This window comes from Geodermatophilus sp. SYSU D00698 (assembly GCF_054050335.1).
Genome location: NZ_JBJGZD010000015.1, coordinates 86,672 through 108,865 on the forward strand (window position 1 = coordinate 86,672; position 22,194 = coordinate 108,865).

Genomic DNA, 22,194 nt, shown 5'->3' on the forward strand with positions numbered 1-22,194 from the left:
CCCGCCCCGAGCCGGCGAGGGGTGGGGCCCTTCGTCCGTCATCCCACGGGGGCCATCGAGGTGACCGTCACCGGGACGGTCGGGGCGCCGCCGCCGGGCGAGGGGTCCAGCGAGCCGTCGTTGCCGTTGGCCGCCACCACGTCGAGGACGGCGAGGCCGCCGTCGTCGACGGTGCCGACGACGGTGTAGTCCGGCGGCAGCGCGCTGTCGCCCCAGACGAGGAAGAACTGGCTGCCGTCGAGGCCCTGCCCGCTGTTGGCCATCGCGACCGTGCCGCGGGGGTAGGTCTCGTCGCCGTCGACGTCGGTGGGGAAGGCGTAGGTGGGCCCGCCGGCGCCGGTGCCGGTCGGGTCGCCGCACTGCAGCACCTGCAGGCCCTCGCTGTCGACCTGCCGGTGGCAGGAGGAGCCGTCGAAGAAGCCCCGCGCGGCCAGGTGGAGCATGCTCGCCGCCGCGCACGGGGCGCCGGCCCGGTCCAGGGTGAGCGTCAGCTCGCCCAGGCTGGTGGACATCCGCAGCGCGGCGGTGCCCTCGGCGGGCACCTCGTCGTCGGGCGGGGCCACCTCCACGGCGTAGGGGTTGCCCGACCGGGCGGCCACCCACTCGCAGGTCACCGTCGGGGCGCCCGCACCGCCGCCCGCGGCGTCGCCGGGCCCGTCGGGGACCGGCGACGCCGAGCCGGGGACCGTGCCCGTGCAGGCCGACAGCGCCAGCAGGGCGCCGGTGACACCGGCGCCCGCCCGCGCCGGCCTCACGCGACGACGGTCATCGAGGTGATGGTCACCGGCAGGTTCGGGGCGCCGCCGCCGGGGCTCGGCTCGAACGAGCCGTCGTTGCCCGCCGCGGCGATGGTGTCGAGCACCGCGAGGCCCGCCTCGTCCACGGTGCCGACCGCCGTGTAGTCCGGGGGCAGGTCGGTGTCGACGAAGCAGAGGAAGAACTGGCTGCCCGTGGAGCCGGGCGTGCCGCTGTTCGCCATGGCGATCGTGCCGCGGGGGTAGGTCGTCTCCGGCGTGACCTCCTCGGCGAACTTGTAGGTCGGGCCGCCGGAGCCGGTGCCGGTCGGGTCGCCGCACTGCAGGACGCCGAAGGTCGGCTGGTTGACCTCGCGGTGGCAGATGCTGCCGTCGAAGAACCGCTGCGAGGCGAGGAAGGCGAAGCTCGCCGCGGCGCAGGGGGCCTCGGCGCGGTCGAGGGTCAGGGGGACGTCGCCCTGGTCGGTGCTCATGAGCAGCTGCACGGTGCCGCTGGCCGGGGTGGAGGCCGGGTCCGGCGGGGTGCCGACGTCGGTCAGGTTCGGGTTGCCCGACGTGTCGGGCGCGTAGGTGCAGGTGACGGTTCCGTCGGCGTTGGTGACCGCCGGGGCCGCGGTCGCCCCGGTGCCCTCGGTGGCGGCGGCCGAGCTGCTGCTGGCGGCGGCCTGGGCGCTGTCGTCGTCGTCCCCGCCGAGCCCGGCCACCAGGGCCACCGCCCCGGCGACGAGCACGACGGCCATCACGGTCACCACGACGAGCAGGTTGCGACGGCGCTTGCGGGCGAGCTCGGCGCGCCGCTCGAGCTGGCGCTGCAGGCGGCGCTGGGCGGCAACCCGCCGCTGCTTGTTGGTCGGCACGGGTCGGGACACTCCTCGGACGGACGAGACGTTCCGCGGGGTCCGGACCCGGCCTCGGCCGCGCTCCGCGGTCTCCCCGCTGGTCGATCCGCGAGTGTAGGTGCCGCTCCTGTGGACCCTCGGTTGCCGGACCGGAGCGGCCCCGATCCCCCGCGTAACCTGCACGGGTGCTCATCCGCTCGTTCCCGGCCGGCGCCTTCGGCACCAACTGCTACGCCGTCGCCCCCGGGCCCGGCCAGGAGTGCGTCGTCGTCGACCCGGGCATGGACGCGGTCGAGCCGCTGGCCCGGGTGCTCGCCGACGACGGCCTCAAGCCGGTCGCCGTCGTCCTCACCCACGGCCACCTCGACCACACCTTCTCCGTGCTGCCCGTCTGCGAGGGCTACGACATCCCGGCCTACCTGCACCCCGACGACTCGGGCATGCTCGCCGACCCCGCGCGCTGGCACGGGCCGGCGCTGGCGCCGCTGATCACCGGCGTCCGGCTGCCCGACCCCACCGAGGTCGAGCCGCTCGCCGACGGCGCCGTCCTCCCGCTGGCCGGCGTCGAGCTGACCGTCCGCCACGCGCCCGGCCACACGCAGGGATCGGTGGTCTTCTCCCTCGACCTCGGGGAGGCCCCCGGCCTGCTGGCCGGCGACGTGCTGTTCGCCGGGTCGGTCGGCCGGGTGGACCTGCCCGGCGGCTCCTGGGAGGCGATGCTCACCTCGCTGCGCGAGGTGGTCCTGCCGCTGGACGACGAGACCGTCGTGCTGCCCGGCCACGGCCCGGCGACGACGATCGGGCGCGAGCGGGCGACCAACCCGTACCTCGCCGAGGCCGCGTCGGCTCCGAGGGGACGCGGACTGTGAGCGGGCTGAGCGCGCCCAAGGGCACCTTCGACGTCCTGCCGCCGGACTCGGCGCGCTTCCTCGCCGTCCGCGAGACGCTCACCGCGCCGCTGCGGCGGGCCGGCTACGGCTACGTCGAGACGCCGGTGTTCGAGGAGACCGCGGTGTTCTCCCGCGGCGTGGGTGAGTCCACCGACGTCGTGACGAAGGAGATGTACACCTTCGACGACCGCGGCGGCCGCTCGCTCACGCTGCGCCCCGAGCTCACCGCCGGGCTCATGCGCGCGTTCATCGAGCACCGGCTGCACACCGGGCCGCTGCCGGTGAAGCTGTGGACCGTCGGCTCGGCGTTCCGCTACGAGCGCCCGCAGGCCGGCCGGTACCGGCACTTCACGCAGGTGGACATGGAGGCCCTCGGCGTCGACGACCCCGCGCTGGACGCCGAGGTCGTGGCGCTGGGCGTGCAGGGGTTCCGCGACCTGGGCCTGCGGGACTTCGAGCTGCTGCTCACCTCGCTCGGTGACGCCACCTGCCGGCCGCAGTACCGCGAGCTGCTCGTCGCCTACCTGGAGAAGCTGGACCTCGACGAGGAGACCCGGCGCCGGGCGGAGATCAACCCGCTGCGGGTGCTCGACGACAAGCGGCCCGAGGTGCAGGCCCAGCTCGAGGACGCCCCGCTGATGGTCGACCACCTGTCGGACTCCACGAAGGCGCACTACGACGCCGTCCGCCAGCACCTGACCGACCTCGGCGTGACCTGGACCGAGGCGCCCCGGCTGGTGCGCGGGCTGGACTACTACACGAAGACGACGTTCGAGTTCGTCCACTCCGGGCTGGGCGCGCAGTCGGCGATCGGGGGCGGCGGGCGCTACGACGGGCTGTCCGCGGCGCTCGGCGGCCCGGACGTGAGCGGCATCGGGTACGCCGTCGGCGTCGACCGGACGCTGCTGGCCGTGGAGGCCGAGGGGCTCGACGTCGCCGCCGCGTCCGGCGTGCGGGCGTTCGTCGTGCCGCTGGGCGCCGACGCCAAGCGGCTGGCGGTCCGGCTGGTCGGGCAGCTGCGCGAGGCGGGTGTGTCCGCGGACACCGTCTACGGCGACCGCGGGCTCAAGGGCGCGATGAAGGCCGCCGACCGGTCGGGTGCCTCGCACGCGGTCGTCGTCGGCGAGCGGGACCTGGCCGAGGGCGTCGGCCAGCTGAAGGACCTGCGCACGGGGGAGCAGCGCGCCGTCCCCGTGGGTGACCTGTTCGAGGCGCTGAGAGCTGCGGTTGCTACGGGAGTGGTGAGCGAGTGATGGAGACCCGACCCCTCGGACGGACCGGCGCGGAGGTCGGCGTCGTCGGCCTGGGCACCTGGCAGCTGGGCGGTGACTGGGGCGACGTCGACGACGAGCGCGCCCTCGCCGTCCTGGAGGCGGCGCTCGACGGCGGCGTGACCCTGCTCGACACCGCCGACGTCTACGGCGACGGCCGCAGCGAGGAGCGCATCCGCAAGGCGCTGGCCGCCCGGTCGGAGCGGCCGTTCGTGGCCACGAAGGCCGGCCGCCGCGCCGACCCGTTCGAGGCCGCGCAGTACACCCCGGAGAACCTGCGGGCCTGGGTCGACCGGTCGCGGCGCAACCTCGGCGTCGACACCCTCGACCTGGTGCAGCTGCACTGCCCGCCGACCGCGGTCTACTCCGACCAGCGGGTGTACGACGCGCTCGACTCCTTCGTCGAGGACGGCGCGATCGCGGCCTACGGCGTCTCGGTGGAGACCGTCGCCGAGGGGCTGACCGCCCTGGAGCACCCCGGCGTGGCGACGATCCAGGTGATCCTCAACGTCTTCCGCCGCAAGCCGCTGGAGGAGCTGCTGCCGGCCGCGGCCGCGCGCGGCGTCGGCATCCTGGCGCGGGTGCCGCTGGCCAGCGGCCTGCTGTCCGGGAAGTACGACGAGTCGACGACGTTCGGCGCCGACGACCACCGGAACTTCAACCGCAACGGCGAGGCCTTCGACGTCGGCGAGACCTTCGCCGGCGTGCCCTACGAGGTCGGCGTGGCCGCCGCGCGCGAGTTCACGGCCATCTGCGGCGACCGCTCGCCGGCCCAGGTGGCGCTGCGCTGGGTGGTCCAGCAGCCCGGCGTCACCTGCGTCATCCCCGGCGCCCGCTCGGTGGAGCAGGTGCGGTCGAACGTCGCCGCCGCCGACCTCGCGCCGCTGACCGACGCCGAGCTCGCCGACCTCGAGCGGCTCTACGACGAGCGCATCCGGCAGCACGTCCACGACCGCTGGTGATCCCCCCTTCCCCGAGAGAGGCCTGACCGTGCTCCGCACCCACGACGCCGGCACGCTGCGCGCGTCCGACGCCGGTTCCACCGTCACGCTCGCCGGCTGGGTGGCCCGCCGGCGCGACCACGGCGGCGTCGTCTTCGTCGACCTGCGCGACGCCTCGGGCTACGTCCAGGTCGTCGTCCGCGAGGAGGAGGCGCACGCCCTCCGCAACGAGTTCTGCGTGCTGGTGACCGGCGAGGTCCGGCAGCGGCCGGCGGGCAACGAGAACCCCGAGCTGCCCACGGGTGAGATCGAGGTGGCCGCGGCCGAGCTGCGGGTGCTCTCGCCGTCGGCGCCGCTGCCGTTCCCGATCGAGACCGACCAGGCCGCGAGCGACGACGTCCGCTACAAGTACCGCTACCTCGACCTGCGGCGGCAGGGCCCGGCCCGGATCCTGCGGCTGCGCAGCGAGGTCAACCGGGTCGCCCGCGGCGTCATGGCCGGGCACGGCTTCACCGAGGTGGAGACGCCCGACCTCACCCGCTCCACCCCCGAGGGCGCGCGCGACTTCCTCGTGCCGGTGCGGCTGCAGCCGGGCAAGTGGTACGCGCTGCCGCAGTCGCCGCAGCTGTTCAAGCAGCTGCTGATGATCGGCGGGCTGGAGCGCTACTACCAGATCGCGCGCTGCTTCCGGGACGAGGACTTCCGCGCCGACCGGCAGCCGGAGTTCACCCAGCTCGACTTCGAGATGAGCTTCGTCGAGCGCGACGACGTGCTCGCGATCGTCGAGGACGTCGTCCGGGCGCTGTGGCGCGAGCTGGCCTCCTACGACGTGCCCGAGATCCCGCGGATGACCTACCGCGAGGCGATGGACCGGTTCGGGTCGGACAAGCCCGACCTGCGCTTCGGCGTCGAGCTCACCGAGCTCACGGAGTTCTTCGCCGACACGCCGTTCCGGGTGTTCCAGGCGCCCTACGTCGGCGCGGTGGTCATGCCCGGCGGCGGCTCCCAGCCGCGGCGGGCGTTCGACGCCTGGCAGGACTGGGCCCGCTCGCGGGGCTACCGGGGCCTGGCGTACGTGACCGTCGGCGAGGACGGCACGCTCGGCGGCCCGGTGGCCAAGAACGTCTCCGACGCCGAGCGCGAGGGGCTGGTGGCCGCCGTCGGCGCGAACCCGGGGGACTGCGTGTTCTTCGCCGCGGGCCCGCGCCGGTCCTCCCAGGAGCTGCTCGGTGCCGCGCGCAACGAGATCGCCCGGCGGCTGGAGCTCGTCGAGCCCGGCTCCTGGTCGTTCCTGTTCGTCGTCGACTTCCCGATGTTCGAGGAGACCGAGGACGGCGACTGGACGTTCATGCACCACCCGTTCACCTCGCCCACCCCGGAGTGGCGGGAGCGGTTCGCCGAGGACAAGGCCAACGCGCTGTCGGACGCCTACGACCTCGTCGTCAACGGCAACGAACTGGCCAGCGGGTCGGTCCGGATCGCGGACCCGGAGCTGCAGGAGCGGGTGTTCGAGACCCTCGGCATGTCCCGCGAGGAGGCCCGCGAGCGCTTCGGGTTCTTCCTCGAGGCGTTCGCCTACGGCCCGCCGCCGCACGCCGGCGCCGCGCTCGGCTGGGACCGGCTGACCGCGCTGCTGGCCGGGGTCGAGTCGATCCGCGAGGTCATCGCGTTCCCGAAGACCGGCGCCGGCTACGACCCGCTGACCGGCGCGCCGACGCCGATCACCGACGCGCAGCGCAAGGAGGCGGGCATCGACGCCGTCGCCGACGAGCCCGCGCTGCCCGGCGAGCCCGGCGCCCCCGGCCCGAGCGACCCGACCAGGTGAGGGCCCGGCCGGGCCGGCTGCTCAGCCGGCCCGGTCGGCCACCTCGGGCGGCCAGACGACGCGGAAGCGCTCGAACACGACCTCGAGCGCGTCGTCCCAGGTCTGCCCCCGGGCCTGCTGCGTGCGGGTGAAGTAGCGCAGGTGGCCCTCGAGCCAGCTCGCGCGGGTGCGGTCGTCCTCGCCCTCGTCCCACGCGAAGGCGTCGTCGACGCTGTCGAGACGGCCGATGCGCAGCTCGGTGCTGCGCAGGACCACGCGCGGGCGGCCCTCGCCGTCGCAGGCGATCCAGTGCCCGCCGATGCGGGGCAGCGGCACGCCCTCGTACACGAAGTCCGCGACCAGGGCCGCGGTGGCCCGCTTGGTGCCGGCGAGCACCAGCCCGACCAGCTCGTCGGCGAGCGCGCGGCTGTCGCCGAAGCGCTCGACGGGCGGCTCGTCCTCGGGCGGGCCGCCGCCCGGCCGGCTCGCGGTGTACTCCCGCCACATCGCGGCGGCCTCCTCGCGGCGCGGCGCGGCCGGTGCGTCGTCGGTGCTCACCGGCCCATCCTCGACGCGCCGGGTGCCGCGGCGGGAGACTGCGCGCGCACGGACGGAGGTCTGCGATGCGCGTGGTGGTCGCCGCGATGCCCTTCGCCGGCCACGCGGCGCCCATGGCCGCGCTGGCCGGGGAGCTGACCGCCCGCGGGCACGAGGTGGTCGCCTACACCGGCCGGCGGTACGCCGCGCGGTTCACCGCGGTCGGGGCGTCCTGGCTGCCGTGGGAGCGGGCGCCGGACTTCGACGACACCGACCTGCGCGCGACGTTCCCGCAGGTGGGCGACGGCCGCGGCATGCGCGCGGTGGCCACGAACCTCGAGCACGTGTTCCTGCGCACCGGCGCGGGCCAGGCGCGGGACGTCGAGGCCGCCGGGCCGGTGGACCTGCTGGTCAGCGACCAGCTGGCGCTGGGATGCAGCCTGGTCGCCGAGCGCACCGGGACCCCGTGGGCATCGGTGTCGCTGGTGCCGCTGTCGATGCCGTCGCGGGACCTCCCGCCGTTCGGCACCGGCCTGCTGCCCGGGCGCGGCCGGCTCGGGCGGGCCCGCGACGCCGCGCTGCGGGCGCTGGTGGCGCGCACGCTGGTGCGCCGCATCGACGCCGTCCTCACCGAGGTGCGCGCCGAGGCCGGCCTGCCGCCGGCGCGGTCCACGGCGCTGGAGGCGTTCGCCTCGCCGCAGCTGGTGCTCGCCCACGGCGTCCCCGAGCTCGAGCACCCCCGCAGCGACCTGCCCCGTCAGGTGCACTTCGTCGGGCAGCTCGCGCCGCCGGCCGCCGGCCGCGAGCCGCCGTCGTGGTGGCCCGGGCTGCTCGCCGACGGCCGCCCGGTCGTGCACGTCACCCAGGGCACCTACGACGTCGACCCGCGCGACCTGCTCCTCCCGGCCCTGCGCGGACTGGCCGGCGCCGACGTCGTGGTCGCGGCCGCCACCGGGTCCGGGGCGGTGCCGGCGGACGCCGTGCCACCGAACGCGCGGCAGGCGGAGTTCCTCCCGTACGACCTGCTGCTGCCGCGGACGGCGGTGGTGGTCACCAACGGCGGCTGGGGCGGCGTGCTGGCGGCGCTCGGGGCCGGGGTGCCGCTGGTGGTCGCCGGCGGCACGCTCGACAAGCCGGAGATCGCCCGCCGGGTGGCCGCCTCCGGCGCCGGCGTCGACCTGCGCACCGGCCGACCCGCGCCGCGGCAGGTGGCCGCCGCGGTGGACCGGGTGCTCGCCGACCCCTCGTTGCGCGCGCGGGCGGCGGCCGTGGCGGCGTCCCTGGCCCGGCACGGCGGGGCGGCCGCCGCCGCCGACCTGCTGGAACGGCTGGTCGCCGAGGGCGGTCCGCTGGAGCGCGCCGACCCCGACCCGTGGGGTGTCGGGGGAGCGGTCGCGGGAGGCCGGTCCTAGGGTGCGGCGCATGCCGCTGCGCGCCCGCACCCTGCTCGGTCCCGGCCCCTCCAACCCCTACCCGGAGGCGACGGTCGCCCTCGGGCAGCCGCTGCTCGGCCACCTCGACCCGGTGTTCCTCGGCGTCCTCGACGAGACCTCCGAGCGGCTGCGCACCGTCTTCGGCACGGCCAACCGGCGCACGCTGCCGCTGTCGGCGACCGGCTCGGCGGGGATGGAGGCGGCGTTCGTCAACACCGTGGGGCCGGGCGACGTCGTCGTCGTGGCGGTCAACGGGCTCTTCGGCGAGCGGATGGTCGACGTCGCGTCCCGGTGCGGCGCCGAGGTGGTGCGGGTCGACCACGAGTGGGGCTCGCCCGTGGACGCCTCCCGGGTCCTGGAGGCGCACCCCGCGCCGAAGCTGATCGCCGCCGTCCACGCGGAGACCTCGACGGGCGTGCTGTCGGACCTGGAGCCGCTCGCGGCCGGCAGGGGCGACGCGCTGCTGCTCGCCGACTGCGTGACCTCGCTGGGCGGCATCCCGGTGCGGCTGGACGACTGGGGCGTCGACCTCGCCTACGCCGGCTCGCAGAAGTGCCTGGGCGTCGCGCCCGGGCTGGCGCCGTTCACCATCTCCGACCGCGCGTGGGAGCGGCGGGTGGAGAAGCCGCGCAGCTGGTACCTCGACCTCGGCATGCTCGGCGGCTACGCGGGGGAGGCGGCCGGGTCGGGTGGCCGCACCTACCACCACACCGCGCCGACCGGGATGGTCGTGTCGCTGCACGCCGGGCTCGGCCGGATCCTCGACGAGGGCCTGGACGCGGTGCACGCCCGGCACGCCGAGGCCGGCCGGCTGCTGCACGAGGGCCTGCAGGAGATGGGCCTGGAGTTGTTCGCCGCGGAGGGGCACCGGCTGCCGGAGCTCACCACCGTGCGGGTGCCCGACGGCGTCGACTCCGCGGCCGTCCGCAAGGAGCTGCTCGAGCGCTACGACCTGGAGATCGGCGGCGGCGTCGGCGCGTACGCGGCCACGGTCTGGCGGATCGGGCTCATGGGCCACAACGCCCGCCCCGACACGGTCGCCCTGGTGCTCGCCGCGCTGCGCGAGGTCCTGGGCCGCTGAGCCGGCGCCGCGCGTCGACCATCGGGTGCGTGCACGCTTCCGATGATCACGACGGCGCGGTGCCCGGACGCCAGCCGCGGCTGAGCAGCGCGCCGCGCGACCGCTCGACCACCACGGCCGGCCCGGACAGGTGCCGTCCGGCGAAGCGCAGCACCAGCCAGCCGTCGGCCGCCATGAGCGAGTAGCGGTCGACGTCGCGCCCGAACTGGCCGGTGCCAGCGTGCTGCCGGCCCTCGTACTCGACGGCCACCCGGTGGCGGCGCCAGCCCAGGTCGGCGTGCGCGACCACCCGGCCGCAGCGGTCGTGCACCGGCAACTGGGGCTCGGGCGCGGGCAGGTCGCTGGTGGTGAGCCAGTACCGCAGCAGGCTCTCGGGACGGGACGCGGCCCGTCCGTCGAGCAGGCCGGCGCACTCGCGCGCCCGCACGACGCCGCGCACCCGGTCGGCGCGGCGGAGACGTGAGTCGAGCGAGTCGCGCGTCAGGGCCCCGGTGCGCAGCAGCGCGTCGCCGATCGCGACCAGCCCGGCGGGCGGCAGGACGGCCGCCAGGTCGAGGAGGGTCTGCGCGCCCGAGGTGACACGCAGACCGCCCGCGACGACGACGTCCTCGCGCCGGAGCTGCCTCACCGCGACGACCAGGCCGCGCCGCTCCGGGAGGACCGGCCGCGGGCGCAGCACCACCTGTACCTCAGGTGGAGGGTCACGGTGGGCGCCGTGCAGCACCGCGGCGCTCTCCAGCCCGAAGGCGGCGTCCGGCGGCAGCAGGCGGGTCCAGGCCGCACACCGGGCGCGGAACGAGGCCGCCTCGGCGTACGAGAGGTAGAGGCCGCGGCTCCGTTCCTCGCCGCCCGCCGCGATCTGCCGCCGGGTGGCGCCACGGGCCCGTGCGTCTCGCCACGTTCAGCTCGAACCGAGATCCAGGGGTTCCACCCGGCCACCGTCGGGTCCGGCCGCGTGCGTGACCCCGTGCCCGGTCATCTGTGGACGGAGCGGTCGGCTGTGCGTCGCGACGGGCCGTCGTCCGTGATCATCGGATCCGTGCACGGAGGCGCGGCGTGTCCCGCGCGGTGTCGTGCACGCACCCGGTGATCGACACGGAGCCTCAGCCGTTCAGGCGGGCCAGCTGGTCCCGGGTGAGCTCCAGGTCGGCCGCGGCGGCCGAGTCCTGGATGGACGCCGGCCGCGACGCGCCGGGGATGGGCACGACGACGTCGGCCTGGGCGAGGTGCCAGGCCAGCGTCACCCGGTACACCGACACGCCCAGCTCGGACGCGACCTCCGCGAACGCCGGCGCGGTGGCCGACAGCGACCCGGCCGCGGTCACACCGCCGAACGGGCTCCACGGCAGGAACGCGAGCCCGTGCGCCGCGCAGTGCTGCACCTCGTCGGCCGAGAACCGCCACCCCGGCGAGAACTGGTTCTGCACGGCCGCCAGCGCCGGGCCGACGATGGCGCGGGCGACGTCGATCTGCGCGACGTCGGCGTTGGAGATGCCGACCATCTGCACCAGGCCGTCGTCGGCGAGCTGCCGCAGCGCGCCCATCGAGTCCTCCCACGGCGTGTCCGGGTCGGGCCGGTGGTACTGGTACAGCCCGATCGCGTCCACGCCCAGCCGCCGCAGCGAGGCCTCGCACGCCCGTCGCAGGTGGGCCGGCGACCCGTCGAGCTCCCAGTCGGTGCCCCGCCGGGTGTGCCCGCCCTTGGTCGCCACGAGCACCTGCGAGGGATCGCCGCCCCAGGAGGCCAGCGCCTCGGCCACGAGCGTCTCGTTGTGCCCGAACTCGGCCTCGTCGCGGGCGTAGGCGTCGGCGGTGTCGACCAGGGTCACGCCGGCGTCCAGCGCCGCGTGGACGACGGCGACCGCCTCCTCGCGGGTCGGCCGCTCGGTCTTGGTCGACAGGGGCATGGCCCCCAGGCCGATCGCGCTGACGGTGCGGTCTCCGATGCGTCGCTGCTGCACGGGGCTGTCGTGCCCCGCGGGTAGCGTCGCTACCCGTGACGAGCCTGTTCGACGAGCCGGCGGAGGCCGGGAGCGACGTCGTCGACCCGGGCGCGCCGCTGGCGGTGCGCATGCGCCCGCGCTCCCTCGACGAGGTCGTCGGCCAGTCCCACCTGCTCGGCCCGCGGGCGCCGCTGCGCCGCCTGGTGGAGGCCGACGAGCCGATGTCGCTGGTCCTCTACGGCCCGCCGGGCACCGGCAAGACGACGCTGGCGCACGTCATCTCGCTGGCCACCAAGCGGCAGTTCGTGCAGCTGTCGGCGCTCGACGCCGGCGTCAAGGAGGTCCGGGCGGTCATCACCGCCGCCAAGCGGGAGCTCACCTACGCCGGCCGGCGCACCGTGCTGTTCATCGACGAGGTGCACCGGTTCTCCAAGACCCAGCAGGACTCGCTGCTGTCGGCCGTCGAGGACCGCATCGTCAGCCTGATCGCCGCCACCACCGAGAACCCGTTCTTCTCCGTCGTCAGCCCGCTGCTGTCCCGCAGCCTCGTGCTCGCGCTGCAGCCGCTGTCCGACGACGACGTCCGCACGCTGCTGCACCGGGCGCTGACCAGCGACCGCGGGCTCGGCGGGGCGCTCACGCTGAGCCCCGAGGCCGAGGAGCACCTCGTGCGCGTGGCCGGCGGCGACGGGCGCAAGGCGCTGACCGCGCTGGAGTCCGGCGCGGGTGCCGCGCGGGCCGCGGGTGCGGCCGAGATCGACCTGGTCACCCTGGAGACCGCCGTCGCGCAGGCGGCGGTGCGCTACGACCGCCAGGGCGACATGCACTACGACGTCGCCAGCGCGCTGATCAAGTCGATCCGCGGCAGCGACGTCGACGCCGCGCTGCACTACCTCGCCCGCATGGTGGTGGCGGGGGAGGACCCGCGGTTCATCGCCCGCCGGCTGGTCATCTCCGCCAGCGAGGACATCGGCATGGCCGACCCGACGGCGCTGCAGACCGCGGTCGCCGCCGCGCAGGCGGTGCAGCTCATCGGCATGCCCGAGGGGCACTTCCCGCTGGCGCACGCCGTCGTCCACCTGGCCACCGCCCCGAAGTCGAACGCGGTCACGGTGGCGATCGGCGAGTCGGTGGCCGACGTCCGCGCGGGCCGGGGCGGGCCGGTCCCGGCCGGCCTGCGCGACGCCCACTACGCCGGGGCCGAGAAGCTGGGCCACGGCTCGACCTACGTCTACCCGCACGACGCGCCCGACGGGATCGTGCCGCAGCAGTACCCGCCCGACGGGCTGGTCGGCCGCGACTACTACCGGCCCACGCCGCGCGGCGCGGAGGCGGGCATCGGCGCCCGCCTGGGCAAGCTCCGGGCGATCGTCCGCCGGCACCCGCGGGAGAGCCGGGGCGCGGAGCGGGCGGGCCGCGGCGCCTGACGGGCCGGCGTCGTCCGGCGCACCCGATGGGCGCCGGAGGCCGCGACTACTGTTGCCACGCCGGTCGTTGCCGACCACGCCGGCCGCCGACGGAGAAGAGGAGACGCCGCGTGTCCGCAGGAGAGTGGGCCGGACTGATCGCCGCCCTGGCGCTGGTGCTGCTGGTGCTGCTGCTGGCCGTCCCGCTGCTGAAGCTGGGACGCACGCTGGACGAGGCCACGCTGACCATCCGGCAGACCCGGGAGGAGAGCCGGCCGATCCTCACCCAGGCGCAGACGACGATCGCCCAGGTCAACAGCAACCTCGAGCGGGTCGACGACATCACCGGCAACGCGGCGAACGTGTCGAGCAATGTCGCGGCGCTGACCAGCGTCGTCGCCGCCACCGTGGGCAGCCCGCTGATCAAGGTCGCCGCGTTCAGCTACGGCGTCCGCAGCGCGACGAGGAAGCGCCGCGAGGGCCAGGCGATCGCCGAGGCCGCCGCCCGTGACAAGGCCGAGCGCCGCGCGCGCCGCGCCGCCCGGCGGGCCGCCTGATGCGCCGGCTGTTCTGGCTGGCGATGGGCATCACCATCGGCGCGCTCGTCGTCCGCAAGCTGTCCCGGGCCGCGGAGAAGCTCACCCCGCAGGGCATCGCCGGCGCGCTGGTCGAGGGCCTGCGCGACCTCGCCGACGCGATCGGTGAGTTCGGCGCCGACGTGCGCGCCGCGGCCGCGGCCCGCGAGGAGGAGCTGCGCTCCGGCACCGGGCTCGACGCGCCGCTGCCCGAGCGCGACACGACCCAGCTCCAGCTCCCCGGGCGACGCGGCGCCCACGCCGCCGACCGCTGAGCACCCACCCCGCGGGGGCCGCCCCCGCCACCCTGCCCCTGTCGCCGGAGACCGAGTAGGCCATGCAGACCGCCGAGATCCGCCGCCGCTTCCTGCAGCACTTCGAGCAGCGCGGCCACACCGTCGTCCCCAGCGCCTCGCTGGTGTCGCCGGACCCCTCCCTGCTGTTCACCGTCGCCGGCATGGTGCCGTTCATCCCCTACCTGACCGGCCGCGAGCCCGCGCCGTTCCCGCGGGCCACCAGCGTGCAGAAGTGCGTGCGCACCCTCGACATCGAGGAGGTGGGCAAGACCACCCGCCACGGCACGTTCTTCCAGATGAACGGCAACTTCTCCTTCGGGGACTACTTCAAGGAGGGGGCGATCCAGCACGCCTGGGACCTGGTCACCGGGCGGGTGGAGGACGGCGGGCTGGGCTTCGACCCCGACCGCATCTGGGTCACCGTCTACCTCGACGACGACGAGGCCGCCGAGGCCTGGCACCGCATCGCCGGGCTGCCGCTCGAGCGCATCCAGCGGCTGGGCAAGAAGGACAACTACTGGCACACCGGCGCCGACGGCCCCGGCGGCCCGTGCTCGGAGATCTACTTCGACCGCGGCCCCGCGTACGGCCCCGACGGCGGCCCGCTGGTCGACACGGCCGGTGACCGGTTCCTGGAGATCTGGAACCTCGTCTTCATGCAGTACGAGCTCACCGACGTCCGGAGCAAGGAGGACTTCCGGATCGTCGGCGAGCTGCCGAAGAAGAACATCGACACCGGCATGGGCCTGGAGCGGGTGGCCTTCCTGCTGCAGGGCGTCGACAACATGTACGAGATCGACGAGGTGGCGCCGGTGCTGCGCCGCGCCGCCGACCTCGCCGGCGTCACCTACGGCAAGGACCACGACGCCGACGTCCGGCTGCGCGTGGTCGCCGACCACGTCCGCAGCGGCCTGATGCTCATCGGCGACGGCGTCACCCCCGGCAACGAGGGCCGCGGCTACATCCTCCGCCGGCTGCTGCGCCGCGCGGTCCGCTCGATGCGGCTGCTCGGCGTCGACGCCGCCACGCTGCCCGAGCTGCTGCCGGTGTCCCGCGACGCGATGGGCGCGAGCTACCCCGAGCTGGTCACCGACTTCGACCGCATCTCCGCCGTGGCCTACGCCGAGGAGGAGGCGTTCCGCCGCACCCTCGCCTCGGGCACCGCGCTGTTCGACACCGCCGTCGCGCGGGCCAAGGCCGCCGGGACGCCGTCGCTGTCGGGGGAGCAGGCGTTCTCCCTGCACGACACCTACGGCTTCCCGATCGACGTCACCCTCGAGATGGCCGCCGAGCAGGGCGTGACCGTCGACGAGGACGGCTTCCGCGCGCTCATGCAGCAGCAGCGCGACCGGGCCCGCGCCGACGCCCGCGCCAAGCGCACCGGCTCGGTCGACGTCCTGGCCTACCGCCGGCTGCTGGCCGACCACGGCCCCACCGACTGGCGGGCCTACTCCACCCTGCGCACCGACTCCCGCGTGCTCGGCCTGGTCGCCGACCTCGCCGCGGAGGAGGGTGCCCCGGCCGCGCCGGCCGGGCCGGGCGAGGTCACCCGCGTGGTCCTGGACCGGACGCCGTTCTACGCCGAGTCCGGCGGCCAGGTCGCCGACGCCGGCACGCTGACCTGGGACGGCGGCCGCGCCGAGGTGCTCGACGTGCAGCGGCCGGTCAAGGGCCTGGTCGTGCACCAGGTCCGGGTCCTCGAGGGCGAGCTGGCCGAGGGCGCGGAGCTCACCGCCGAGGTGGACCGCGAGTGGCGGCTGTCGGCCTGCCAGGCGCACTCGGGCACGCACGTGGTGCACGCCGCGCTGCGCCAGGTGCTCGGCCCGCAGGCGCTGCAGTCGGGCTCCTACAACCGCCCGGGCTACCTGCGGCTGGACTTCGCCTGGCAGGGGGCGCTCACCCTGCAGCAGCGGCACGACATCGAGGACGTCGCCAACGCGGCCGTGCGCGCCGACCACCGGGTCACCGCCACCTACATGACGCTGCCCGAGGCGCAGGCGATCGGCGCGCTGGCGCTGTTCGGCGAGACCTACGGCGAGCAGGTGCGCGTCGTCGAGATCGGCGGCCCCTGGTCGCGCGAGCTGTGCGGTGGCACGCACGTCGCCGGCTCCGCGCAGATCGGCACGCTCGCGCTGACCGGCGAGTCGTCGGTCGGCTCGGGCGCGCGGCGCGTGGAGGCCGTCGTCGGCCTCGAGGGCTTCCGCTACCTGGCCCGCGAGCGCGACCTGGTGCGCCAGCTCGGCGAGCTGCTCAAGTCGCCCACCGACGGGCTGGTCGACCGGGTCGGCGGCATCCTGTCCCGGCTGCGCGACGTGGAGCGGGAGGTCGCCGACCTGCGCGCCCAGCAGACCCAGGCCGCGGCCGGTCAGCTGGCGGCGGGCGCGACGGACGTCGGCGGGGTCGCCGTCGTCACCGCGGCGCCGGCCGGCCTGTCCGGCGGTGACCTGCGGACCCTCGCCCTGGACGTCCGCGGGCGGCTCGGCGAGCGTCCCGCGGTCGTCTTGCTGGCCTCGGAGTCGGGGGGCAAGGTGGCTCTGGTCGCAGCACTGAACCCCGCCGCCCAGCAGCGCGGGTTGTCCGCCAGCGACGTGCTGCGTGCCGCGGCGGCCCCGGTGGGGGGCCGCGGTGGTGGCAAGCCCGACGTCGCCCAGGGCGGCGGCACGGACCCGGGCGGCATACCCGCCGCCCTGCAGGCCGGCGAAGAGGCGGTCGCGACCGCCACAGGGAGGTGAGCGGAGTGCCCGAGCAGCGCCCCGACGAGACCGGTCCGGTGGGGGAGCGGCGCGTGCAGGGCCGCCCGGCGGTGCCGCCGTCGCGGCCCCGGCAGACCCCGCCCCCGGCGCAGCAGCCGGTGCACCACCGCACCGAGCAGATCGACCTGCGTGCCGGCTTCCCGCCGGTGCGCAACGAGACCACCGAGATCGACCTGTCCCAGGGGCTGCCCGCGGGGCTGCCGCTGCCGCCGCGCCGGTCCCGCCAGGGCCGCCGGCTCGGGCTCGACGTCGGCACGGTGCGGATCGGCGTCGCGCTGTCGGACCCCACCGGCACGCTGGCCAGCCCGCTGGAGACCGTGGAGCGCCGCCGCGACGGCGGCGACCTCGACCGGATCGCCGCCCTCGTCGAGGAACACGAGGTGACAGAGGTGATCGTGGGGGAGCCGAGGCACCTGTCGGGTGCGTCGGGCGCCTCCGCCCGGGAAGCGCGTGCCTACTCTCGGTCACTCGCCGGGCGCATCGGCAGCGTGCCCGTGCACCTCGTCGACGAGAGGCTCTCCACCGTGACCGCAGCCAGTTCCCTGCGGGCCAACGGGCTCGACAGCCGCGCCCAGCGTCCCGTGATCGACCAGGCCGCCGCCGTGGTCATCCTCCAGGCGTATCTCGACGCCCAGCGGGGGCGCTCGTGACCGGGCTCGCGAGGTCGTGCAAGGGCACAGCACCGGTGGGCACCGGTACGCCGAGCGTCAGCGAGGTGTGCCGGTGACCGGTCCGGTCCCGCCGTACGGGCGGGGCCTCCCCGGCATGCCGGACGTCCCGGCACCCCCCGCGGGTGCCTGGCCGGCCGGCCCGCAGACGACACGGCTGCCCCTCGGCCCCGGCCCGGCCCGTCCCGGCACCCCGTCCCGCGCCGGCCTGCTGGACCGTGACGTCCGGCCGGTGACCGCCGGCCGGCACGCCGCCCCGGACGACGCCGACGCCGGTGCCGGGGGCGGCGCGCCCGAGGACGACCGCACCGGCCCGCTGCCCGGCGACAGCCAGCCCGTGCCGCCGCTGCCCGGCGTCCCGCCGCGGCCGTCCGGCCCGTGGTCGAAGCTCGCCCGCCGCAACGAGACCACCGACCCCGACGACGCGCCCACCGTGGCCGCGGCCGCCGTCGGCCCGCACGACGAGCCCGCCGACGACGAGGACCCCACCGGCGGCCTCGAGGTCCTCGGCGCCGGCAGCGCGGACCGCCCCCGCCGGCGCGGCCGGCGCGCCCGCGACGAGGCCGAGGAGCACGGGCACGCCGCCGTCTTCGGCGACGACCCCGACGAGACCGGCTCCGCCGACCTCCACGACGCCGACCTCCACGACGCCGACCTCCACGACGGCGACCTCCACGACGGCGACCTCTACGACGACCACGAGGCCGCACCCGCGCCCCGCCGGCGCTCCGGCCGCCGCCGCAGCCCGCTGGCCAACGTCCTGGCGCTGCTGGTCCTCGCCGGGCTCGTCGCCGGCATCGTCTTCGGCGGCAGGGCCCTCATCGGCCTGGTCAACCCCGAGGCCGAGGACTACGCCGGCGCGGGCACCGGCAGCGTCGAGGTGCGCGTCGGCGAGGGCGACACCCTCAGCGACATCGCCCGCACCCTCGTCGACGCCGACGTCATCGCCTCCTCCGAGCCGTTCGTCGACGCCGCCGAGGCGAACGCGGCGGCGACCGGCATCCAGCCCGGCGTCTACGAGCTGCGGTCGCAGATGAGCGGCCAGGCCGCCCTCGACCTGCTGCTCGACCCGGCCGCCCGGCAGGTCTCGCGGGTCACCGTCCCCGAGGGCTCCACGCTCGCGGGCACGCTGCAGCGGATCTCCGAGGCGACGGGCACGCCGATCGAGGAACTCCAGGCGGCGGCCGCCGACCCGGCCGCGCTGGGCCTGCCGGCCTACGCGAACGGGCAGCTCGAGGGCTTCCTGTTCCCGGCCACCTACGACGTCGAGCCCGACGACACCGCCGTCGACGTGCTGCGCGCGATGGTCTCCCGGTTCACCGACACGGCGGCCGACGTGCAGCTCGAGCAGCGGGCCGCCGCGGCCGGGCGCTCGGTGTACGACGTCGTCGTCGTCGCCTCGATGATCGAGCGGGAGACCAAGGTCGACGACGAGCGGGTGGACGTGGCGCAGGTCGTCTACAACCGCCTGTCGCAGGGCATCCCGCTCGGGATCGACGCGACGCTGGCCTACGGGCTCGGCAAGAACGGCAACGACCTCACCGTCACCGACCTGCAGACCGACAGCCCGTACAACACGCGGACCCGGGCCGGCCTCCCGCCGACGCCGATCGCGGCGCCCGGTGAGGCGAGCCTGGAGGCGGCGCTGGCGCCGACGACCGGGGACCTCCTGTACTACGTGCTGGAGTCCCCGGACGGGCGGCACTTCTTCACCGCCAGCTACGACGAGTTCCTGGCGGCCCGCCAGCGGTGCGCCGACGCCGGCCTCGGGTGTGGTGGCTGACCGGCCCGTGCCCGCACCGGCCCCGCCCGGCCGGGCGGCCGTCGTCGGCCGCCCGGTCGGGCACTCGCTCTCCCCGCTGCTGCACCGCGCCGCCTACGCCGCGCTCGGCCTGACCGGCTGGACCTACGACGCGCTCGACGTGGGCGCCGAGGACCTGCCCGACCTGGTCGCCGGCCTCGGCCCGGAGTGGCGGGGGTTCTCGGTGACCATGCCGTGCAAGCAGGCGGCGGTCGCCGTCGCCGACGCCGTCGAGCCGCTGCCCCGGCTGCTGGGCGCGGCGAACACCCTCGTGCACACCGACGCCGGCTGGCGGGCGGAGAACACCGACGCCCACGGCGTCGGCATGGCGCTGCAGGCCGGCGGCGTCGAGCGGGTCTCCCACGCGGCGATCGTCGGCGCGGGCGGGACGGCCGCGGCCGCCGCCGTCGCGCTGGCCGAGCTCGGCGCGGAGTCGGTCGACGTGCTGGTCCGCGACCCGTCCCGCGCCGCCGACGTCACCCGGGTGCTCGGGGTCCTCGGGGTGGAGGCCGTGGTCCGCGTCCTGGAGCCCGGCCCGGTCGAGGCGCCGGTCGTCGTCAGCACCGTGCCGATCGGCGCGCACCGGGACCTCGCGGGCCTCGGCTGGCACGCCGGGCAGACGGTGCTCGACGTGCTCTACGCGCCGTGGCCCACGCCGGTGGCCGCCGCGGCCGACCGGGCCGGCGCCACGGTGGTCAGCGGCATCGAGATGCTGTTCTGGCAGGCCACGGTGCAGGTCGAGCTGATGACCGGGCTGCCCGCGCCGCTGGGCCCCATGCGCGCCGCGCTGGACGCCCGCTGAGCCCGACGGTCCCGCGCGAGCTGCTGCTGGCGGCCGCCGTCCTGGCCGCCGCGGCGCTCGGTCCGCTGCTGGCGCGCGCCGCCGTCCGGCTGGCCGGCCGGGACCCCGCGGCACGGGCCAGGCCCGCCCGCGCGCTGCTCACCGCGCTCGTCCTCGTCCTGCTGCTGTGCGGCACGGTGCTGCTCACCGGCGCCCGCCCGGCGACCGCCGCCTACGCCTGGGCCGCCGGCGCCGCCGTCGTCCTCGCCCAGGTCGACCTCGCCGTCCACCGGCTGCCCGACCGGGTCACGCTCCCGGCCGCGGCCGTGTGCGCCGCCGCCCTGCTCGCCGACGCCGCCCTGCTCGGCACCTGGCCCGCGCTGCTGCGGGCGCTGCTCGCCGCGGCCGCCGCCGGCGGGATCGCGCTGCTCGCCGCCCTGGCCGGGCCGTCGGGGCTGGGCCTCGGCGACGTCAAGCTGCTCGCGCTGCTCGGGCTGCTGCTGGGCTGGGCCGGCTGGGGCGTGCTGCTCGCGGGCGTGTTCCTCGGCCTGCTCGCCGGTGCCGCCGCCTCGCTCGTCCTGGTGGCGACCGGCCGGGCCGGCTGGACCACGCCCGTCGCGTTCGGCCCGCCGCTGCTGCTCGGCGCGGTCCTCGCCCTGGTGGTCGAGGGGCCGCTGGCGTGACGACACCGACTGGCAGAATCGGCGCCATGTTGCGCTGGCTGACCGCCGGTGAGTCGCACGGCCAGCAGCTCACCGCCATCCTCGAGGGCCTGCCCGCCGGCGTGCGGGTGCAGACCTCCGACCTCGACGTCGACCTGGCCCGCCGCCGGCTGGGCCACGGCCGGGGCGCGCGGATGTCCTTCGAGCAGGACGTCGTCACCCTCACCGGGGGCGTCCGGCACGGGTTGACCATGGGGGGGCCGATCGCGGTCCAGGTGGGCAACACCGAGTGGCCCAAGTGGACGACGGTCATGTCGGCCGACCCGGTCGACCCCGCGGTGCTCGAGGGCCAGGCCCGGAACGCGCCGCTGACCCGGCCGCGGCCCGGCCACGCCGACCTCGCCGGCATGCAGAAGTACGGCTTCGACGACGCCCGCCCGGTGCTGGAGCGGGCCAGCGCCCGGGAGACCGCCGCCCGGGTGGCGCTCGGCGCCGTCGCGAAGGCGTTCCTGCGGCAGGCGCTCGGCGTCGAGGTGGTCAGTCACGTCGTCGCGATCGGCCCGGTCACCGTCCCCGACGGCGTGCTGCCCGGCCCGCAGGACAACCCGCGCATCGACGAGGACCCGGTGCGCTGCGCCGACCCGGCCTCCAGCGAGGCGATGGTCGCCGAGGTCGACGACGCCCGGAAGAACGGCGACACGCTCGGCGGCGTCGTCGAGGTGGTCGTCCACGGGCTGCCGCCGGGCCTGGGCAGCCACGTGCACTGGGACCGCCGCCTCGACGCCCGGCTGGCCGCGGCGCTCATGGGCGTGCAGTCGGTCAAGGCGGTGGAGGTCGGCGACGGCCTGGAGACCGCCCGCCGCCGGGGCTCGGTGGCCCACGACGAGATCGTCAGCGAGGACGGCCGGCTGCGCCGGGTCACCGACCGCGCCGGCGGCATCGAGGGCGGCATGACCAACGGCGAGGCGCTGCGCGTGCGCGCGGCGATGAAGCCGATCTCCACCGTGCCGCGGGCGCTGGCCACCGTCGACGTCGCCACCGGGGACGCCGCGGTCGCGATCAACCAGCGCAGCGACGCCTGCGCGGTGCCCCGCGGGGCGGTGGTGATGGAGGCGATGGTCGCGCTGGTGCTCGCCGACGCCGCGCTGGAGAAGTTCGGCGGCGACTCGGTGGCCGAGACCCGCCGCAACGCGCAGGCCTACCTCGACGCGCTCCCGTACCGGTGACGCGGCCCGTCCTCGTCCTCGTCGGCCCGCCGGCGTCGGGCAAGACGACCGTCGGGACGGCGGTGGCGACCGCGCTGGGACTGCCGTTCCGGGACACCGACGCCGACGTCGAGGCCGCCGCCGGCACCAGCGTCGCCGACCTGTTCGTCACGCACGGCGAGCCGCACTTCCGGGCGCTGGAGGAGCAGGCGGTCGCCCGCGCGCTCGGGGAGCACGACGGCGTCCTCGCGCTCGGTGGCGGCGCGGTGCTCAGCGCCGCCACCCGCGAGTCGCTGGTCGGCTACGGCCGCGCCGGCGGCACCGTCGTCCACCTCGACGTCGACGTCCCCTCGGCCGCCCGCCGGGCCGGCCTGTCCCGGGACCGCCCGCTGCTGGCGGTCAACCCGCGGGCGATGCTGCGCACCCTGCTCGAGCAGCGCGCCCCGCTCTACGCGGAGGTCGCCACCGTGGTCGTGCCCACCGCCGGCCGCACGCCGGAGGACGTCGTCGCGGACGTGCTGTCCGCCCTGCCCGCCGGGACCGCCCGGTGAGG

At 76.3% G+C, this 22,194-nt stretch carries 21 protein-coding genes; 16 read left to right on the forward strand and 5 right to left on the reverse strand.

Annotation, left to right across the window (positions count from 1 at the left end; translation table 11 throughout):
• Positions 1-38: 38 nt before the first annotated feature.
• Both ACI8AB_RS14900 and ACI8AB_RS14905 read right to left on the reverse strand, forming a co-directional pair.
• A complete protein-coding gene (locus ACI8AB_RS14900) occupies positions 39-755 on the reverse strand; it encodes a peptidylprolyl isomerase (RefSeq protein WP_456950732.1) in 717 nt (238 codons plus the stop codon).
• A complete protein-coding gene (locus ACI8AB_RS14905) occupies positions 752-1,612 on the reverse strand; it encodes a peptidylprolyl isomerase (protein ID WP_456950733.1) in 861 nt (286 codons plus the stop codon). The genes ACI8AB_RS14900 and ACI8AB_RS14905 overlap by 4 nt, the downstream gene beginning before the upstream one ends.
• Positions 1,613-1,779: 167 nt before the next feature.
• On the opposite strand from ACI8AB_RS14905, the gene ACI8AB_RS14910 reads away from it, so the two are divergent.
• Genes ACI8AB_RS14910 through aspS form a run of 4 tightly spaced genes read left to right on the forward strand, consistent with a single transcriptional unit; the run spans position 1,780 to position 6,521 of the window.
• Positions 1,780-2,463, forward strand: coding sequence for an MBL fold metallo-hydrolase (locus tag ACI8AB_RS14910; protein WP_456950734.1), 684 nt, complete (start codon positions 1,780-1,782; stop codon positions 2,461-2,463).
• A complete protein-coding gene (gene hisS / locus ACI8AB_RS14915; RefSeq protein ID WP_456950735.1) occupies positions 2,460-3,737 on the forward strand; it encodes a histidine--tRNA ligase in 1,278 nt (425 codons plus the stop codon). Before ACI8AB_RS14910 ends, hisS begins: the two co-directional genes overlap by 4 nt.
• Positions 3,737-4,717: an aldo/keto reductase gene (locus tag ACI8AB_RS14920; RefSeq protein ID WP_456950736.1), complete on the forward strand. Its 981-nt coding sequence runs from the start codon at positions 3,737-3,739 to the stop codon at positions 4,715-4,717. Before hisS ends, ACI8AB_RS14920 begins: the two co-directional genes overlap by 1 nt.
• Positions 4,718-4,745: 28 nt before the next feature.
• Positions 4,746-6,521, forward strand: a complete 1,776-nt coding sequence (gene aspS / locus ACI8AB_RS14925) for an aspartate--tRNA ligase (protein WP_456950737.1) — start codon at positions 4,746-4,748, stop codon at positions 6,519-6,521.
• A gap of 21 nt (positions 6,522-6,542) precedes the next feature.
• On the opposite strand, the gene ACI8AB_RS14930 is transcribed toward aspS, so the two are convergent.
• Complete coding sequence (locus ACI8AB_RS14930) at positions 6,543-7,058, reverse strand: ASCH domain-containing protein (protein ID WP_456950738.1); 516 nt, start codon at positions 7,056-7,058, stop codon at positions 6,543-6,545.
• A gap of 65 nt (positions 7,059-7,123) precedes the next feature.
• On the opposite strand from ACI8AB_RS14930, the gene ACI8AB_RS14935 reads away from it, so the two are divergent.
• Both ACI8AB_RS14935 and ACI8AB_RS14940 read left to right on the forward strand, forming a co-directional pair.
• Positions 7,124-8,449, forward strand: coding sequence for a glycosyltransferase (locus ACI8AB_RS14935; RefSeq protein WP_456950739.1), 1,326 nt, complete (start codon positions 7,124-7,126; stop codon positions 8,447-8,449).
• Between the two features lie 10 nt (positions 8,450-8,459).
• Positions 8,460-9,551 (forward strand): pyridoxal-phosphate-dependent aminotransferase family protein, encoded by a 1,092-nt coding sequence (locus ACI8AB_RS14940; RefSeq protein WP_456950740.1) that lies wholly within the window; start codon positions 8,460-8,462, stop codon positions 9,549-9,551.
• Between the two features lie 46 nt (positions 9,552-9,597).
• Here ACI8AB_RS14940 and ACI8AB_RS14945 read toward each other — a convergent pair whose 3' ends face one another.
• On the reverse strand, positions 9,598-10,410 hold the full coding sequence (locus ACI8AB_RS14945) for a type IV toxin-antitoxin system AbiEi family antitoxin (protein WP_456950756.1): 813 nt from the start codon (positions 10,408-10,410) through the stop codon (positions 9,598-9,600).
• Between the two features lie 244 nt (positions 10,411-10,654).
• Positions 10,655-11,512 carry an aldo/keto reductase gene (locus ACI8AB_RS14950; protein ID WP_456950741.1) on the reverse strand — a complete coding sequence of 286 codons (858 nt, stop codon included), beginning with the start codon at positions 11,510-11,512 and terminating at the stop codon, positions 10,655-10,657.
• Between the two features lie 35 nt (positions 11,513-11,547).
• On the opposite strand from ACI8AB_RS14950, the gene ACI8AB_RS14955 reads away from it, so the two are divergent.
• From ACI8AB_RS14955 to ACI8AB_RS15000, 10 genes are all read left to right on the forward strand, one after another.
• Entirely contained in the window at positions 11,548-12,921 is a 1,374-nt protein-coding gene (locus tag ACI8AB_RS14955) for a replication-associated recombination protein A (protein ID WP_456950742.1), read from the forward strand.
• A 110-nt stretch (positions 12,922-13,031) separates the two neighbouring features.
• Positions 13,032-13,457: a DUF948 domain-containing protein gene (locus ACI8AB_RS14960; protein ID WP_387986799.1), complete on the forward strand. Its 426-nt coding sequence runs from the start codon at positions 13,032-13,034 to the stop codon at positions 13,455-13,457.
• On the forward strand, positions 13,457-13,750 hold the full coding sequence (locus ACI8AB_RS14965; RefSeq protein ID WP_387986802.1) for a hypothetical protein: 294 nt from the start codon (positions 13,457-13,459) through the stop codon (positions 13,748-13,750). Before ACI8AB_RS14960 ends, ACI8AB_RS14965 begins: the two co-directional genes overlap by 1 nt.
• A gap of 62 nt (positions 13,751-13,812) precedes the next feature.
• Positions 13,813-16,503, forward strand: coding sequence for an alanine--tRNA ligase (alaS, locus tag ACI8AB_RS14970; RefSeq protein ID WP_456950743.1), 2,691 nt, complete (start codon positions 13,813-13,815; stop codon positions 16,501-16,503).
• A gap of 5 nt (positions 16,504-16,508) precedes the next feature.
• Positions 16,509-17,174, forward strand: coding sequence for a Holliday junction resolvase RuvX (gene ruvX, locus ACI8AB_RS14975; protein WP_456950744.1), 666 nt, complete (start codon positions 16,509-16,511; stop codon positions 17,172-17,174).
• 73 nt (positions 17,175-17,247) lie between these two features.
• Positions 17,248-18,975 (forward strand): endolytic transglycosylase MltG, encoded by a 1,728-nt coding sequence (mltG, locus tag ACI8AB_RS14980; protein WP_456950745.1) that lies wholly within the window; start codon positions 17,248-17,250, stop codon positions 18,973-18,975.
• A gap of 7 nt (positions 18,976-18,982) precedes the next feature.
• Entirely contained in the window at positions 18,983-19,795 is an 813-nt protein-coding gene (locus tag ACI8AB_RS14985) for a shikimate dehydrogenase (protein WP_387986812.1), read from the forward strand.
• 176 nt (positions 19,796-19,971) lie between these two features.
• The gene (locus ACI8AB_RS14990; RefSeq protein WP_456950746.1) at positions 19,972-20,457 is read left to right on the forward strand and encodes a prepilin peptidase; all 486 of its coding nucleotides are present in this window, start codon (positions 19,972-19,974) and stop codon (positions 20,455-20,457) included.
• A 26-nt stretch (positions 20,458-20,483) separates the two neighbouring features.
• The gene (gene aroC, locus ACI8AB_RS14995) at positions 20,484-21,662 is read left to right on the forward strand and encodes a chorismate synthase (RefSeq protein WP_456950747.1); all 1,179 of its coding nucleotides are present in this window, start codon (positions 20,484-20,486) and stop codon (positions 21,660-21,662) included.
• Positions 21,659-22,192: a shikimate kinase gene (locus tag ACI8AB_RS15000; RefSeq protein ID WP_456950748.1), complete on the forward strand. Its 534-nt coding sequence runs from the start codon at positions 21,659-21,661 to the stop codon at positions 22,190-22,192. The genes aroC and ACI8AB_RS15000 overlap by 4 nt, the downstream gene beginning before the upstream one ends.
• The last annotated feature ends 2 nt before the right edge of the window (positions 22,193-22,194 follow it).